The organism is Pseudomonas sp. P4_B3 (assembly GCF_056402295.1).
Map to the genome: position 1 here is coordinate 67,039 of NZ_JBFUHR010000014.1, position 14,852 is coordinate 81,890.

Annotated in this window: 15 protein-coding genes and 1 pseudogene; 1 reads left to right on the top strand and 15 read right to left on the bottom strand. The window is 60.6% G+C overall.

Translation table 11 applies throughout. The features are described from left to right. Positions 1 to 69: 69 nt before the first annotated feature. Positions 70 to 213 (top strand): annotated as a pseudogene (locus AC1DWG_RS17465) (DNA mismatch repair protein MutT); the annotation flags it as partial. A gap of 144 nt (positions 214 to 357) precedes the next feature. Here AC1DWG_RS17465 and AC1DWG_RS17470 read toward each other — a convergent pair. The 15 genes from AC1DWG_RS17470 to AC1DWG_RS17540 all read right to left on the bottom strand — a co-directional run bounded on the left by AC1DWG_RS17470 (position 358) and on the right by AC1DWG_RS17540 (position 14,710). Beyond that, positions 358 to 825 (bottom strand): hypothetical protein, encoded by a 468-nt coding sequence (locus AC1DWG_RS17470; RefSeq protein ID WP_477764869.1) that lies wholly within the window; start codon positions 823 to 825, stop codon positions 358 to 360. A 101-nt stretch (positions 826 to 926) separates the two neighbouring features. Next, positions 927 to 2,168 (bottom strand): SEL1-like repeat protein, encoded by a 1,242-nt coding sequence (locus AC1DWG_RS17475; RefSeq protein ID WP_477764870.1) that lies wholly within the window; start codon positions 2,166 to 2,168, stop codon positions 927 to 929. 14 nt (positions 2,169 to 2,182) lie between these two features. Continuing rightward, positions 2,183 to 3,469 (bottom strand): SEL1-like repeat protein, encoded by a 1,287-nt coding sequence (locus tag AC1DWG_RS17480; RefSeq protein ID WP_477764939.1) that lies wholly within the window; start codon positions 3,467 to 3,469, stop codon positions 2,183 to 2,185. Beyond that, the gene (locus AC1DWG_RS17485) at positions 3,469 to 5,280 is read right to left on the bottom strand and encodes a phospholipase D-like domain-containing protein (protein ID WP_477788087.1); all 1,812 of its coding nucleotides are present in this window, start codon (positions 5,278 to 5,280) and stop codon (positions 3,469 to 3,471) included. The genes AC1DWG_RS17480 and AC1DWG_RS17485 overlap by 1 nt, the downstream gene beginning before the upstream one ends. A 275-nt stretch (positions 5,281 to 5,555) precedes the next feature. Beyond that, positions 5,556 to 5,879 carry a DUF6124 family protein gene (locus AC1DWG_RS17490; protein ID WP_477788088.1) on the bottom strand — a complete coding sequence of 108 codons (324 nt, stop codon included), beginning with the start codon at positions 5,877 to 5,879 and terminating at the stop codon, positions 5,556 to 5,558. Between the two features lie 930 nt (positions 5,880 to 6,809). Then, positions 6,810 to 7,349: a type II secretion system protein gene (locus AC1DWG_RS17495; RefSeq protein ID WP_477764872.1), complete on the bottom strand. Its 540-nt coding sequence runs from the start codon at positions 7,347 to 7,349 to the stop codon at positions 6,810 to 6,812. Further along, positions 7,324 to 7,698 carry a type II secretion system protein gene (locus AC1DWG_RS17500; RefSeq protein ID WP_477764873.1) on the bottom strand — a complete coding sequence of 125 codons (375 nt, stop codon included), beginning with the start codon at positions 7,696 to 7,698 and terminating at the stop codon, positions 7,324 to 7,326. The genes AC1DWG_RS17495 and AC1DWG_RS17500 overlap by 26 nt, the downstream gene beginning before the upstream one ends. Before the next feature lie 4 nt (positions 7,699 to 7,702). Then, positions 7,703 to 8,176, bottom strand: coding sequence for a type II secretion system protein (locus AC1DWG_RS17505; protein WP_477788089.1), 474 nt, complete (start codon positions 8,174 to 8,176; stop codon positions 7,703 to 7,705). A gap of 2 nt (positions 8,177 to 8,178) precedes the next feature. Beyond that, positions 8,179 to 10,005 carry a secretin N-terminal domain-containing protein gene (locus AC1DWG_RS17510; RefSeq protein WP_477754207.1) on the bottom strand — a complete coding sequence of 609 codons (1,827 nt, stop codon included), beginning with the start codon at positions 10,003 to 10,005 and terminating at the stop codon, positions 8,179 to 8,181. Then, entirely contained in the window at positions 10,002 to 10,520 is a 519-nt protein-coding gene (locus AC1DWG_RS17515; protein ID WP_477754206.1) for a hypothetical protein, read from the bottom strand. Before AC1DWG_RS17515 ends, AC1DWG_RS17510 begins: the two co-directional genes overlap by 4 nt. Continuing rightward, entirely contained in the window at positions 10,520 to 11,068 is a 549-nt protein-coding gene (locus AC1DWG_RS17520) for a pilus assembly protein PilO (RefSeq protein ID WP_477754205.1), read from the bottom strand. Before AC1DWG_RS17520 ends, AC1DWG_RS17515 begins: the two co-directional genes overlap by 1 nt. Further along, positions 11,055 to 11,600, bottom strand: coding sequence for a PilN domain-containing protein (locus tag AC1DWG_RS17525; RefSeq protein ID WP_477788090.1), 546 nt, complete (start codon positions 11,598 to 11,600; stop codon positions 11,055 to 11,057). The genes AC1DWG_RS17520 and AC1DWG_RS17525 overlap by 14 nt, the downstream gene beginning before the upstream one ends. A 1-nt stretch (position 11,601) precedes the next feature. Beyond that, positions 11,602 to 12,405 carry a hypothetical protein gene (locus AC1DWG_RS17530; protein ID WP_477764875.1) on the bottom strand — a complete coding sequence of 268 codons (804 nt, stop codon included), beginning with the start codon at positions 12,403 to 12,405 and terminating at the stop codon, positions 11,602 to 11,604. Beyond that, on the bottom strand, positions 12,386 to 14,092 hold the full coding sequence (locus AC1DWG_RS17535) for a GspE/PulE family protein (protein ID WP_477764876.1): 1,707 nt from the start codon (positions 14,090 to 14,092) through the stop codon (positions 12,386 to 12,388). The genes AC1DWG_RS17530 and AC1DWG_RS17535 overlap by 20 nt, the downstream gene beginning before the upstream one ends. A gap of 84 nt (positions 14,093 to 14,176) precedes the next feature. Beyond that, entirely contained in the window at positions 14,177 to 14,710 is a 534-nt protein-coding gene (locus tag AC1DWG_RS17540; RefSeq protein ID WP_477764877.1) for a response regulator, read from the bottom strand. Positions 14,711 to 14,852 lie beyond the last annotated feature (142 nt).

Below are 14,852 nucleotides of genomic sequence, written 5' to 3' on the forward strand. Positions count from 1 at the left end.
TCGGGATGAGCGTTACCGTCGCGAGCCGCAGTGAAAGCTGCGGTTCGCGGCACTCTATGGAAAGAAAAAATGCGCCAACGCAATTCCGCCAGGCTACTGGTGATCAACCCTGCAAAACAGATTCTACTGTTTCACTTCCAGCATAAAGGCGATGCCCTCGATGGCCATGACCACTGGGCAACACCCGGTGGAGGACTTGAACAAGGCGAGTCGGTGGTCGGTGGCCGAGCTACAGCAGACAGGCGAAACGGTTTGGCCTGAGAGGTTGATCGAGATGCTGGAGAGCGCGCTGAATTAACGAGCGTTACACGCTGGTGGCGATTTTCCAGCGCGTTCAAACCTCGCTCCTACAGGGAATCAATGCACCTGACCGCTGGCCGAATCACCTTGGCGAACCAGAATCTCATTGTCCTTGCTGATGGATTGCTTGATATTGTGACCGATGAGGCCTATCACCTGCCCCTCCTGTGAATACGTCACCTCGACATACCCCCCGCCAACATACTCCACGCGATAAATACGCAACTGATCCACGGTTCGCATCGCGAAGGATTCAATCTCGAATAGATCCTCGACCCCTACTGATTTGGGGATAAGATTCTCGATCGTGATATTTCCAGCTTCATGCAGGAACACTATTGCCCCGTCCGGGCGAGTGACTTTCATGCCGCCCTCTACCTTCTCCACCACGCTGCCAGAAACCTGGGCGCCAACGAAGTTACCTTCGCGGTCTACCTGAACATGGCTATCGCCTGCAGCCGTTTCAGCTCCTTGTGGGACTGCCTCAAACTCGACGTTGATTTTGCCTGCTTTAAGTTTGGTCATTGTGCTGCTCCTTGCAGTTGCCGGAATTGGCGGTGTTTTAGCTTTCTGTGTTGCTGGCGCAACAAGCGGCCAGCGCGCAGCCAAAAACAGATCAGGAAATCTCAGGACTCACCGAACAGACTCCATCTAATGTTTTCTGCTCCGACGGTGACCCGGTCGGCGAGCAGGAAGCGGCTATGGCTGCGCTGGACATTCAGGGTCGGCATGATTTCGCCTTTTTCGAAACGTCGGATCTTGTCGACGATGCCTTCGGCTTTCCAATAGCCAGTCTGCGGGCAGGCCTGGCCGCTGTTGCAGGTCAGCCTGGGGTAAGGCTCCCGGATGAAATCGGGAGAGTCCGGCAGCGGTCGGCCGGAGGCGGGGTCGAGGAGTTTGGCCTTGGCCAGTTGGTGGATCAGTGCTTCGCTGGGCTTTTCTGGCGGGACGTTGGCCCGGCGGGCTTCGAGCCATTGGAGCTTGCCATCCCAGGCTGGGAGTTTGGCCGGCGGGAGGGGGACAATTTCGTTGATTTCGGGGACTGTGGGCTTGGCGTAGGAAGCGTTAGCGAGCACTCGCCAGATTTTTTCATAACGTTCGGCGCGTTCGAGGTCTTCCTGTTGGCCGAGATAGTACAACCGGTCATCTGGTTTTGGGCCACGGAAGCCATTTTCCAAGAAGGAAGCAGAAGATTCATCACCCGCAGCGACTCCGAGTTGGAATGCTTCGAGTGCCTCTTGGTAACGTCCCTTTGTCGACAAGTTGACTCCAAGAGCTCTGCCAGCCTCGCCACTACCTTGCTCGGCCGCACAACGACGCATCTGCCGGGCTATATCTGGTGCGTTTCGGATTGGAGCCAGCTTGTCGCCTACGTACGTCTGGGCTAGAGCACTGCCCTGATCTGCGGCCTTGCGGTAGTAACGCAAGGCCATTTCCGGGTCCTGCTTCAACCCTGCCGAGCCTTGCTGCAGAAAAATCCCCACGAAGTAGTATCCCGTGGCTACCCCGGCATCGATCAGTTGCTGACTCAGGCGCAAATGCTCATCGCCACGCAGCTGGAAACGACCACGCATGGCGCCGTTCTGCAGGTTGATATTGGCCTTGTAATGCCCGTTCTCGGCGGCAATGCGGTACAGCCGCTCGATTTCCATATCGACACTTTTGTCCGGCTTGAGCTGATTGTTTTTCTGCAACCAACGTGCGTATTGGAACAGCACGTCGGCGTCGGCACTGGCTTCAGGGATTTTCTCGTGGGCGCAGGTGAAGGCCAGATTGGCGTTAATCCCGTCAAGCGGATCTATCGTGGCTTTCGTCAAACGGGCGTCATTGGCACAAGCGCCAAGTAGCGCCGAGCTCAGTAACGTCATGACAAGACGGTGCCTCATCCGAGCAGGCCCCAGGTCACCCCGGTCTGAATCTCGACGTACTTGTCCGGGAGCGGCCAAATGCGCGGGCGATAGAAACTGACCTGCACTGTCGGCATGATTTCGCCCTGTTTGAAATGGCGGGGGGCGTTTCTGTCCATCAACAAATCACGCCGCAGGCTGGACCAATGGAACTTCCAGTAACCGGTCTGTGGGCAGGCGTCGCCACTGCCACAGGTCGGCCCGATGAAGTTGGTCTCGCTGAACGCCGGTGATCCCGGAATAGGCCTGCCGGTGGCGGGATCGAGGACCTTGGCCTCGACGAGTTGCCGGATCAGCGTCGCGCTGGGTTTTTCTGGCGGGACATTGGCCAGGCGGGCTTCGAGCCATTGCAGCTTGCCGTCCCAGGCGGGGAGCTTGGCCGGTGGTAGGGGGAGGATTTCGTTGATTTCCGGGACTTTAGGGTTGGCGTAGGAATAACCGGCTAGGATTTTCCAGATTTTTTTGTAGCGATCGGCGCGCTCAAGGTCTTCCGTCTGGCCGTAGTAGTCCATTTCGTTGGTCTGAGGGTGTCCACGAAAAGCATCGTCCAAGCGGCCGGCAGAATGTTCGTCGCCCCCGGCAACACCCATCTGCAAGACTTCGATTGCTTCGCTGTATTTTTGATTCCTCCTTAAATAGAGCGAAAGCATGACTGCAGCTCTGCCATGCCCCTGTTCTGCTGCACATCTACGCATCTGCCGGGCAATATCGGGGGCAACGCTCTTTGGCGCCAGCTTGTCACCCACATCGTATTGCGCCTGGGCATTGCCATAATCGGCGGCCTTACGAAAGTAACGTAACGCCATCTGCGGATCCTGCTTCAACCCGGCCGAGCCCTGCCGGAGGAAGATCCCCACAAAGTAGTACCCCGTGGCGACCCCGGCATCGATCAGTTGCTGGCTCAGGCGCAGGTGCTCGTCGCCACGCAACTGGAAGCGACCGCGCATGGCGCCGTTCTGCAGGTTGATATTGGCCTTGTAATGGCCGTTTTCGGCGGCAATGCGGTACAGCCGTTCGATTTCCACATCGACACTTTTGTCCGGCTTGAGCTGGTTGTTTTTTTGCAGCCAGCGGGCGTACTGGAACAGCAGGTCGGATTGGGCACTGGCTTCCGGAATTTTCTCATGGGCGCAGGTGAAGGCCAGCTTGGCCTTGATTTCAGTCAGAGGTTTCACATGAGGGTCCTTCTTCGTGTAGGTAAAAGCACTGCGGCTATCACAAGCTGCCAACAACAGGCAGGAGAGCAGGAGAAAGCGGCGCATCAGTCGAGGTCCCACAGTTTGGCCTTGCCGTAGAAAAACTCGACGAGGGGAGCGCAAGGCTCTATCTCGCCTTCTTCGCGCTCTTTGTTGTCTTCGATGATGTTTTGCCAAGCTTTGAATGCATCACCCACTTCTTCCTGCACCCCCTTCCCAGCCGTATGCCGATCCCACAACCGCCGCCGTAGCGCCTGGGTCACACTCATCCACTCATGGGCAATGTTCAGCTCACTGTCCACCTGCATGCTGCGGGTGTTGATGTTGGCCGAGCCGTGGGTGGTGAAGACGTCGTCGACGATCATCAACTTGGAGTGGATGTACACCGGCATCCACTCCCTGCCCGCCGGTGAGTCGGGGGCGACCAGCGAACACAGGTGCACTTTCAGACCGGGGACGTCCTCCGGTTCGATGGTGCTGTCCTTGATCTTCTGGATGTGCCGATCGAGGTCGGCCTGCCACTCGGCCAGTTCCCGGTGTCCGACGCGGTCGCGGGGCTCGGGGCGGGGTTGGGACGGGGCGTTTTTTTTCACTTCTTCGATGCGTTGCAACTTGGTGACTTGGGGGATGGTCTCGGCGCGTCCGAGGCTTTCGAGCATGCGCTGGGTGTTGCGGGTGCCGGCATCCACGCTGTCGTCGCCGGCATTGGTGACGACGAACAGGTGCAGGGGGCCATGGAGGCCGGGGTCGCGCCCGCCCCTGAGTTGGGCGGCGACTGCCTGTTTGATCAGCTCGGCCAGGGGCGGCCAGCGAAAGTACTGGTTCTCGATGTAGATGAACTGGGTCGCGTTGTTCACCGCTTGCAGGTACAGCGTCTCGATGTCGCGTTTGCCTTCCTGGGCCTGGGTGCGCAGGATCTGGGCGATCTGCTTGATGGTGCCCGGGGTGCATTGCAGCTGCGGTCCGACTTGCTTGGCCTGACGCGAAGCGAGCAGGTCCTCGCCGGTTTCCTTGCGCCAAGCTGCAGCGAAGTTGTGGTGCAGGTGTTCCAGGATGGGGCCGCTGACCCGGCTGGAAATGTCCTGGCGTGGGGTATCGCCACGCGGACCTTTGTTGGGGGCCGGTTTGGTGTCCTTGCCACGGTTCAGCGCCGAGTGATCACTGGTGTCCCAATACTCGTCGAGCATGTTGTGGCCCATGACGAAACCCACGGCGCAATCGGGCAGTTCGTAGTCGACCAACACCGTCTTTTGATGGTGCGTGGCGGTGAGTTTCAGGGCCTGGCGCATCTTGCTGCTGATGTGCGGGTCGAGGCTTTCATATTTTACCCAATGGGAAATTTCAGCCCTTTCCTCCCAACTGAAGCCGCGGCTGACGAACGCTGGCAGGCCGTTCGCGACCTGTTGCGCCGCCTGGTTGTCCGCGACCGCACAGCGGGCAAACCACTCGCGGTCTTCGGCGTATTGCGCCTCGGTGGAGCGCTGCAGCGCCCGATCGGCAATACGAATCGAGCCTTTGCCGGGCAGGTTGGCCTCGCCGCCCAGCCCCGCCAGATTGAAGGGCATTTCCCAGCCCAGCAGCCGCACCTTGACGCCTTTTTTGGCCTTGGCCAGGAGCAGCTCACCGATGCTCGGCGCCTCGCCATCGCGGATGAAGTACATCGACGGCTGGAAACCCCAGCAGATGATGTCGACGGTTTTCTCGGCCCCCGCAATGGCCTGGTGCACGGCCCGGAAGGCTTCCTCGCCGTTGATCAACGGCTGATAGGTAGCGCTCACCGGGTGGTATTCGGTGTTGCACACGTACCAGGGTGCCGTGCAGGTGGCCTGATTGGTGTGCTGCAACGCGACTGGCACGACAATGTCGGGTCTGCTCATTGTATTTTTCCTTCCTGGTCGGTGATGCCCATGGGGAGGCGTTCGTTAACCCCTCTCGTTCAAGTGCTCGACAGCTTTCAGGAAGGTAAAAAAGGTTGATATAGGAAGCTTCCGGCACGCGCGTAGGATGCGTCCGAGTGTTGATGCAACGTACCTGTAGGACCATTCGCGATTTTGTCGGCGCCAGGTGCAGCGGCTGCTTTTTGACAGGGTTAAAACAATGGAGCCGAGCGTTGTGGCGAGAAAGCTGGCTCCCGCGCCACAAGCTTCAGCACTTAATCCAGTGGAGCGACGTTATCCAGTGCGCGGTTAGCTGCCAGGTCGGCCAGCATGATCACCTGCTGGATGCCCAGCAACATGCTGCGTTGCGGGCCGTCCAGGAATGTTGCGAAGTCGCTGGCCATGACACTTGCCGAGGCCAGCGATTCGCAGGCGTGAGCCAGAAGGCTTTCGGTTTCGATGTTCGGAGCGATGATGAACATCGTGCTGGGATTGTGCTGTGCGTTGTTTTTGAGGATGGCGGGTTTGAGGTGCAGACCGGGTGCACGTTGAGTGGTACCGGTTTCTGATTCGGGGGGATTGGGTGCGGGTTTGACCATGACGAAGCTCCTTGATTGATGGAGCCGCCACAATTCGCTGCGAAGCGAAGAAGGTGGCGGCCATACGCAGGTTCGCAGACCGGGAATCAAGGAACCCGGCAGACCCGAAAGCCTCCCGCGCACAGCCGCCATAACGCAAAACAGTGGGCGAACAAAAGCGCCAACTGCAAGGAAACGGTGGCGCTGAGCGCCTTGATTAACCTGGGCTGCGAAACCCGATCGCTGAATTTGCAGCGACCCGACAACGATAGAGTCAGGGTCCAAGGCCCACAAGCCGGCGGATTCTGGCGTAGTTGTAGGCAATGACGCAAGGCGGTGTAGCCTCACTCCTGGTCCTACAACCCTATCCGTTATCCCCCTCTTGCTCCCTTGCCACATTGGTGGTGTGAACCAAAGGATTAGCATTGGTTGTAAGGCCGCCTTCGCGGGCAAGCCCGCTCCTACAGTTTGAGTTGCGTGTACCTGCGAGAGTTTGGTCGGCTGGCAGGCCGCCTTCGCTGGCAAGCCAGCTCCTACAGTTGATCGGCGTACACTCACGCTTCTCACCACTCAACAGGCCGAGCGTTAGCTCGCCTGCAGCTTTTGATCTTGATCCACCCGCCCCCTCGGCAGGCTGAGCGGAGGCGTTCATCCGGGGGGGAGGCGCGCAGCGCCGTTCGGCGCAGCCGAACACATCGAGAGGAGGTCGAGCGAAGCCGACCGGAGGCGATGCCCCCGGATGAATGCCGGAGCGAAGGAACCCCGAGCCTTAGCGAGGGGCCGTACGTTCGGGGCGAGACTTTTTGGTTCCTTTTGTGTCGTTTGACAAAAGGGACTCGCCGTAAGGGCGAAACCATAAGTCGCCGTTACCGCAGCAATGGATATGTACGCGGTCAACAAAAGACAGGTCGGCTGTCAGGCCGCCTTCGCGAGCAGGCTCGCGAAGGCGGATCAAGGCTGCAATGCCTGAGGCGAGGTGGACGGGTCTTTCGGCGGCCCGCCGGTATCTTCGAGGGAGGCTTTCTCGGCCACGAACTGCCAGTCCTTGTAGCTGGCCATGCCGTTGAAGTCCGACCACTCGCTGGGAAAATTCACCTGCTTGAGCGGCTTCTCGGTGGACGGGCAGTACACACCGCTGATCCGTCCGTCGATACCTCGAATCAGCTCCCATTCACCACCGGTCATCGGCTCCGGGTACAACTGCCGGATATGGTGCCTGGCCGACGGGAAACGCTCGTCCTGCAACAGGTCCGCAAGTTCTTTCGGGTACAGCGCGACACCAGGCGAACTGCGGTAATAGCTGCGCAGTGCCTGGGCATACTGCGTACCGACCCAGAGCAACTGGTTTTCGCGATCCCGGCGCGAAGCGGTGGCCCACAACTCGCCGGCACTGGCCAGGCCCATGCCTATCACGACGATCAGAAACAGCACACCCAGATAGGTGAAACCGTCCTGGCCCGATGGCTTACCACTCGGAATACAGGCTGCCATCACGCGCCCTCCCGCCGGCCCCACTCTTGATATCGGCCACCCCGCCCGCCACGCCATCCGGTGGCGCGACCATGACCCAGGTGTCCTTGCGCTCGGAAATCGGGTCCAGCGGCTGGTTACGCAGGTAGCGCAGTTCGACCAGCTGTTCGATGGAATCGGGATAACGCCCGGTGTCCCCGTAGTAGTGATCCAGCGCCTCGCGCATGGACGACAGACTCTGGTGCAGGGTGGTCTCTTTCGAGGCCTCCAGGCTGGTGAAGTAGCGTGGCAAGGCGATCGTCATCAGGGTCGCGATGATTGCCAAGACCACCATCAGTTCAATCAGGGTAAAACCCTTTTGCCGACGCATAGGCTCACCACTCTCGGTAGGCAATACCATTGAGACCCTTGCCCCGGGCCTTGGAGTAAACGTCAAAGACGTCCTGGCCCTCCCGCGGGCTCTCAGCCGAACTGTCATAGGAACGCAGGCCCCAGCCGCCCTCGTCGTCACGCTTGACGACTGCCAGCGGGTCACGGGGGATGCGCCGCAGGAAGTAGAACTTGRCACCCTTGGCGCTGCGCACGTCACGCACACCATCGACCAGCACTTTCAGGTTCGGCGGGTAGCCGTTGCTGTCGAGCGTCTTCTCGATGTAGCCGGCGTCGAAGGCACGTTTGTAGGCGTCGATGCCATCGCGGATCTGATACAGCGCAGTCCGCAGTTCCTGCTCTTTGCCCCGGCGCACCACCGTCTCGGTCAGCGGTGCGGCCATGCCGGCCAGCAGGCCGACCAGAGCGAGCGTCACCACGACTTCGACCAGGCTGAAACCGCGTTGCGAGGCGTTCATGATCAAGGCTTCCCAACGGTAACGGTGGTGGCGATCGGTGCGCTCATGGGGCCGGTCTGAACCGTCGTACTCATCGAACGGTCCGGTGCCTGGATGTGCATGCTGGTTTCGGTACCGGTCGGGAACTCCATGTCAGACGGGCTCTGGTACGGCAGGTTGCGCACGATCCGCGGGGTGATCGACAGCACCAGTTCGGATTTGCTGACGTCGTCCTTGTTGCTGCCGAACAGGCGACCCAGGCCGGGAATGTCGCCAAGGCCGGGAATCTTGTTGCCGGTGGCACCGTGGTCGTTGCGCACGAGCCCTGCGAGGATCTGGGTTTCGCCGTCATGCAGACGCAGGGTGGTCTGGGCGTTGCGGGTATCGACCTGGACCGGAATGGTGCCCTGAGCGGTCGGCGTCAGCGGCGTGGCGTTACTGACTTCCAGCGCGATCTTGATCGCCACTTCGTTGTTCAGGTGCACGATGGGTTGCACTTCGAGCTTGAGACCGACGTCGAGGTAGGTCACGCTTTCGGTGATCACCGGGCCCTGGGTCGAAGGCACCGAGGTGGCACTGATGATCGGCACGCGCTGGCCGATGTGGATGCGCGCCTGTTCGCGGTTACTCACCCGAATCACCGGGCTGGCGAGGGTGTTGATGTCCTTGTCCTGGGCATTGATCTTGGCCTGCGGCGATGGCGAGATAGTGATGCGGCTGGAGTCGATGCCCTTGAGCTGATCGAGAATGGTCACCGCCGACCCGTCGCTGTTGACCACACCGAAGGTGTTGGGCCATTGCAGGCCAAGGTCGAGAATGCGTTGGCGGGCGACTTCCATCACTTCCACTTCCAGCACCACTTCCGGGTTGGACTGGTCCTGGGATTGCAGGAGTTTTTCCGCCATGCGTACCGCATCACCGGTATCGCGCATGGTCAAGGTGTTGAGGCGCTCATCGACGAACACGTCGCGGGTCTTGAGCATGGTCTTGATCATGTTCAGCGCCGTGTTGGCATCGATGCTGGTCAGGTAGAAGGTGCGCATCACCAGCTCCTGGTAATCCTTGATCTTCTGCGGCGAGTCCGGGTAGATCAGCAAGGTGTTTTCGTTCACCACTTTCTGATGCAGCTGGTTCTGTTGCAGCAGCAGTTCCACGGCGTCTTCGATACGCACGTCACGCACGAAGATCGTGGCTTTCATGTCCGGGCGCAGGTCCTTGTCGAAGATGAAGTTCAGGCCGGCGACCTGGGACAGCACTTCGAAAATGGTTTTCAGGTTGGCATCGCGAAATTCCAGGGTCACCGGCCGGTCCAGGCGCGTACGCAGCTGCGGGTACTGCACTACGTTGCGGCTCTGCACCAGGCGGATGCTGTCTTGCAGTTCCAGGGCGCCGTCGTTCTTCGGGTCCAGTTCGAGAATCTGTTTGACCTGGCGGTCGGCACCGTAGATGTCACCGCGACGCAGGTCGCCACGGGCCAGTTCGAGTTTCTCGTCCATGCTGCGCAGGTAGTCCAGCTGGCGCAGGGAATCCTGGGCACGACGGTTGTTCGGTTCGATGTTCAAGACCCGGCTGTAAGTCATGCGGGCCCCGGCGAAATTGCGCTGGGCCCGGTCCATGTCGGCCTGGGTGAGCAGCGCCGTCACGGCGCGGGCCCGACCGTTGTTGAGGGCCATGTGCAAATCGGTATCGCGAGGGTTTTCACGCAATCCCTGTTCGATGCGAGCCAGACCGGCTTCGTATTGGCCGGATTCCATCAGGGCGGAAGCTTCATCCTTGGCAATCTGCGCCGAACTGCACGCGGCCAGCCCTGCGCAGAGACACAGGCTCATCAGCAAACGGGATTTGTTCATTCCGTACTCCCCACAGACAAGGTCTGCGATAAATGCAGAGGCAGGTAGACCAGGCTCAGTTCCTCTTTGGAAATCCGCTCGATCCGCCAGGTTTCGTCGATGACATCCCCTTTGCGCACGACGTAGATTTTTTCGCCGCTCTGCAAAAACACCTGCAAATCGGAACGGTCATCCAGCCTGCCGACAAACTGGAAGGGCAATGGCGGTGCAGTGGGGACTTGCACCACCGGAGTCGCGACAACCGATTGTTCAGTGACGGTGCCGGGGGCCGGCGCCGCTTTCCAGCTGCGGGCGGCGAACAGGTCGCCTGCCGGGCTCAGGTCCTTGATCGGCGCTACCGCCGCGGCGCTCGATGCTGCCGCCGATGTGCCCGGGGCCTTGACCTTGGCTGGCGTGGTCACGGCGGCCACCACAGGGTCGCTGTCGTCAGCCTGTTTGAAGTATTCGGGGAACCAGGCGAGCGCTGCCGCTGCTGCGAAGAACGCCACCCACCCCACCATTCGCCTGGTATTCATCATGACCTCGACAGGTAAAGGGTCATGCGGATCCGCCCGGTCAGGTCGGTATCGGCGATCTTCTTGCGCTGAAACTCCACATCCTCCAGCACCACCGCCGGCAGTTGGCCGAGCAAGGCGTGCAGGAAACGCCGCAGTTGCGGATAGCTGCCGCGTACCGGCAGCAGAATCTGATAACGGGCCAGGTGCGTCTTGGGGTCCACGCCCAGGGAGTATTCACCCCGGGACAAGGTGATGTGTTCCTGGGCGGCCAGGGCGTAGATCTTGTCGATGGCCACGGTGGCCTGAGGCTGGGACGGCAACTTGCTGCGGAAATCGTCGAGCTGGCGCTGCGGCACCACCGGCGCAGCTACGGTGCCGTCTTCGACCTTGGCCAGATACTCGGTAGCCTCGCGAGTCTGCTGGCTGAGGCTTTGCAGCGACTCCCAGTCCGGCAGCAACCCGACCAGGCCATAGCTCAGCGCCAGCACCAGCATGGCCAACCCTGCCAGCCCCGGAACGCCCAGGCCTTGCAGGTATTCGTGGACGATCAATTTATGGATTTGCATCGCCGATCTCCCAGGTAGCCGACAGGTTGAATTGCACCGGGTGTTCCGGCACGTCGGCGACAATTTCGTGGCTCAGCAGCGACACGTCGGACAGCTCGTCGCTGGCTTCGAGGCGGCGGTGGAAATCGAGCATGGCGTCCAGGTCCAGCGCCTCGGCGCTGATCCGCACCTGGCCTTTGCGGGCGTCCGGGGTCAGGGTCAGCAGGGCAATGTTGTCCCGCGGCATGGCTTCGAGGGTGGCGAACAAACGTTCCCAGGGACGGCGCAACTGCTGGGAGACCTTGCGCATTTCGGCCAGGTTCTGCGCCTGCTCGCGGATTTGCGCCGGAGTCAGGCTGAGCTTGCTGCCGGTATCGCCGGTGAGCACCCGCTGTGTGGTTTGCAGGTGGCCTTGCTGTTGTTCGGCCTCGTTGCTCAGATGCTGTTGCACCAGAGCGCAAGTCAGGGCCAGCACCACGCCACCGGCCAGCAGGCTCCAGCCCAGGGGACCTGCACGGCGCCGCGGCTGAAAGTCGAGCATCAGGGGGCGCATGTCAGGCCACCGCCCGAGACATGACGTACAGGCAATCGCGTACGGCTGTCCGGTCTTCTTCGAGGTTGCGCAGATGCACACCGGGCACGTCGGGAGGCGAATCGATGCGCGCCGGTGCATGCAGGTAGACATTCAACGGTCGTTCGCTCGAGGAAGCCTGCAACTGGTTTTCACGGCCGATCAGCGCAGTCAGCGCGGCATCGCCGTCGCCGCTGCCCACCGAACGCACCGAGGTCCAGCGCCCTTCCCGGGCCAGCAGCAACACGCTGCGTACCGGTTCGGCGACCACGAACAGGAAGTCCCCGGCATCAAAGCTTTGATCGAAATGGTTGAACGCCGCCATCAGGTACGGCTGCACCGAACGCAGGCGCAATCCGCGCGCGCTGACCAGGGTGCGCAGGCGTTCGAGCAAGTCCTGGGGCAGCGCGGTGGCGATGCGGTCGTAACCGGCGGGCTCAGGCGAGAGCACCAGGCTCCAGGGTTGCGTCGGGGCACCGTAGAGGTCTTCGAAACACAGTTGGGCGAAGCCGAGCAATTCGGCCGGGCTGCTGATCTGCTCGCTCCAGGGCACCAGGCAATAGCGGCTGAAGTGCCCGGAGATCACCACGGTCAGTTCCGCCCTGGCAACGGTGTGATCGGCCAGCAAATGGTCGAGGGTGTCGAGAGCCACCGTCCAGGCCTGGAAGCCTTCGTCGATGTAGCCGACGCTGCCCAGCCAACGGGTAGCACTGCCTTGCCGTTGCCCCAGGCCAACACCGCTGGCGCCGAGCACGGCAACGAATTGCTCACGAGACAAAAGTGACACGATTGATCTCCTCGAGAGTGGTCCGGCCTTGTTCCACCATCTCCAGCGCCGACTCGCGCAACAGGCGCAAGCCACGTTTACAGGCATGCGCCTTGATTTTCGAAATGGGTTGGCGCTCGACGATCATTTGCCGCAGTTCGTCGTCCAGGTGCAGCAGCTCGGCAATCGCGCTACGCCCGCGATAACCGGTGCCCCGGCAATGCCCGCAGCCCTTGCCGTGGACGAACTGGTAGTGAGCGACCTTTTGCGGATCAAGCCCCGAGACCTCCAGCTCTTCTTCTGTCGGGCTGTAAGGGCTGCTGCAACTGGTGCAGACCAGGCGGATCAACCGCTGGGCCAGCACGGCGTTGAGTGCCGAGACGAGGCTGTAGGGATCGATTTCCATCTGGGTGAAACGGCCGATCACGTCGAACACGTTGTTGGCGTGAATGGTGGTGAACACCAGGTGACCGGTGAGCGCCGATTGCACAGCGATCTGTGCGGTGTCCGGGTCGCGGATTTCACCGACCATGATCTTGTCCGGGTCATGGCGCAGGATCGAGCGCAGGCCCCGGGCGAACGTCAGGCCTTTCTTCTCGTTGACGGGGATTTGCAGCACGCCCGGCAGTTGATACTCCACCGGGTCTTCGATGGTGATGATCTTGTCCACGCCGTGGTTGATCTCGGTGATCATCGCGTACAGGGTGGTGGTCTTGCCGCTACCGGTAGGCCCGGTCACCAGCACCATGCCGTAGGGTTCGGCGGCCAGTCGGCGCAGCTGGCGCAGGGTTTCTTCTTCAAAGCCCAGGGCCTGCAATTGCACGCCACAGACCTTGTCGGCGAGGTCCTGTTTGTCGAGCACCCGCAGCACTGCGTCTTCGCCGAAAATGCTCGGCATGATCGACACCCGGAAGTCGATCTGCCGGCCACTGATGCCGATCTTGAAGCGACCATCCTGAGGCACGCGTTTTTCGCCGATGTCCAGTTCGGCCATGACCTTGACCCGGGAAATCACCTGCTCGGCGAACTCGCTGCCCTGGATCTTGCTGATGTTGTTGAGCACGCCGTCGATCCGGTACTTGATTACCAGACCGCTGCCGGTGGTACCGAGGTGGATGTCGCTGGCGTGCATTTTCAGCGCGTCGTACAGGGTCGAGTTGACCAGTTTGACCACCACGCTGGAATCTTCGCTGATGCTGGTCAGGGACAGGCTTTGCAGGTTATCGATCTCGGCGCCGGCGTCGCTCTGGGCGTTGAGCGACTCCACCGCATGGAAGCTTTCTTCGTGGCGCGCCAGGTAGGCCTTCAGGTCATCGGCATGCACCAGGTACAGCGGCGCGCCGTGCAGGCATTCATCGATCCAGGCCAGGCGCGCACTGTCGAAGGGGTCGGCGAACACACCGATGACCGCCTCGTCGTGACGCAGCAGGATGAATTCACGCTTGAGGCACTGGGCCAGGGTCACCCGGTCGAACACCGGGGTGGAACTGAACAGGCTGTCGGTGTCGAGCACCGGATAATGCAAAGTGACGCCCAGGCACCGGATGAAGGGCATGGGAGCCAGTTCACTCAACGCTGCGAGGGCGTCCAGCATCCGCTCGCCGGAACTGGTGGCCAGGGCTCGGGCCTGGGCCAATTGTTCACTGGTGAAGCGAGTCGGTACACATTCCGGTTGCGCCGGTTCTACGGCAAGGGATAGACGGTCCATGGCTTGCTCTCCAACGCCCCGGGCTTTGAGCCCTGTCGGCGCGGCGAGCCATTTCGGCGGGGGCCGGAACGTCCTGTCGCGCCACTACTCCCCGGTGAGCAATTGTTCGTCGTCTGGTGCCATGGAGGCCGATGTACTTTTTCGGCGATCTGCAAGCACCCAACTACCGTCGTACAACTGCAGCGGGAAACTCTCGGTCCTGCTCTGGCGTCGTTCGACGAATCCTTCGGAAGTGCTCACACCCGATTTGGGCTCGCGCCGCCTGCCCAGAAGATCAAGCACTGCACGGGCCAATTCCGCCAATGGAAAGGGTTTGAACAGGATATGGCTGACTCCCATTTGCCGGGCCCGCTCGCAGACTTCTGCGGTGGGGTGCCCTGTGATCAGCACAAAATGACACATCCTGTTCTGGCGGACGGCATCGAGCACCTGAAAGCCTTCCATATCGGGCAAGCGGTAATCGAACACCATCACATCCGGTGCGAAATCGTCAGCTACAGCGATTCCTCGTGCACCGTCGTGGGCAATCCGGACTTCCAGTGCTTGCGCCTGCAGGTAACCCTGGAGATTTTCCGCCAGCAACTGTTCGTCATCAACAACCAGTACTTTGTTTAACAAGGTGGACTCCTTGAAACCTCAGGTCCGGGTTTTGAACCTGGCTGAGTGCACGCCTTGACAGGGCTTATGCACACTTCACGCCAGGCTGGGTACCGGTATTTTCAGGTCTTCATGTCCTTGAATTTAAAAACAATGCCTTCTC

What these genes read in the sequence shown, in the direction of transcription:
- AC1DWG_RS17525 (WP_477788090.1), bottom strand. Translation starts at nt 11,600, where the DNA reads ATGCGCCCCCTGATGCTCGACTTTCAGCCGCGGCGCCGTGCAGGTCCC.
- AC1DWG_RS17515 (WP_477754206.1), bottom strand. Translation starts at nt 10,520, where the DNA reads ATGAATACCAGGCGAATGGTGGGGTGGGTGGCGTTCTTCGCAGCAGCG.
- AC1DWG_RS17520 (WP_477754205.1), bottom strand. Translation starts at nt 11,068, where the DNA reads ATGCAAATCCATAAATTGATCGTCCACGAATACCTGCAAGGCCTGGGC.
- AC1DWG_RS17535 (WP_477764876.1), bottom strand. Translation starts at nt 14,092, where the DNA reads ATGGACCGTCTATCCCTTGCCGTAGAACCGGCGCAACCGGAATGTGTA.
- AC1DWG_RS17485 (WP_477788087.1), bottom strand. Translation starts at nt 5,280, where the DNA reads ATGAGCAGACCCGACATTGTCGTGCCAGTCGCGTTGCAGCACACCAAT.
- AC1DWG_RS17470 (WP_477764869.1), bottom strand. Translation starts at nt 825, where the DNA reads ATGACCAAACTTAAAGCAGGCAAAATCAACGTCGAGTTTGAGGCAGTC.
- AC1DWG_RS17495 (WP_477764872.1), bottom strand. Translation starts at nt 7,349, where the DNA reads ATGGCAGCCTGTATTCCGAGTGGTAAGCCATCGGGCCAGGACGGTTTC.
- AC1DWG_RS17475 (WP_477764870.1), bottom strand. Translation starts at nt 2,168, where the DNA reads ATGACGTTACTGAGCTCGGCGCTACTTGGCGCTTGTGCCAATGACGCC.
- AC1DWG_RS17500 (WP_477764873.1), bottom strand. Translation starts at nt 7,698, where the DNA reads ATGCGTCGGCAAAAGGGTTTTACCCTGATTGAACTGATGGTGGTCTTG.
- AC1DWG_RS17480 (WP_477764939.1), bottom strand. Translation starts at nt 3,469, where the DNA reads ATGCGCCGCTTTCTCCTGCTCTCCTGCCTGTTGTTGGCAGCTTGTGAT.
- AC1DWG_RS17510 (WP_477754207.1), bottom strand. Translation starts at nt 10,005, where the DNA reads ATGAACAAATCCCGTTTGCTGATGAGCCTGTGTCTCTGCGCAGGGCTG.
- AC1DWG_RS17490 (WP_477788088.1), bottom strand. Translation starts at nt 5,879, where the DNA reads ATGGTCAAACCCGCACCCAATCCCCCCGAATCAGAAACCGGTACCACT.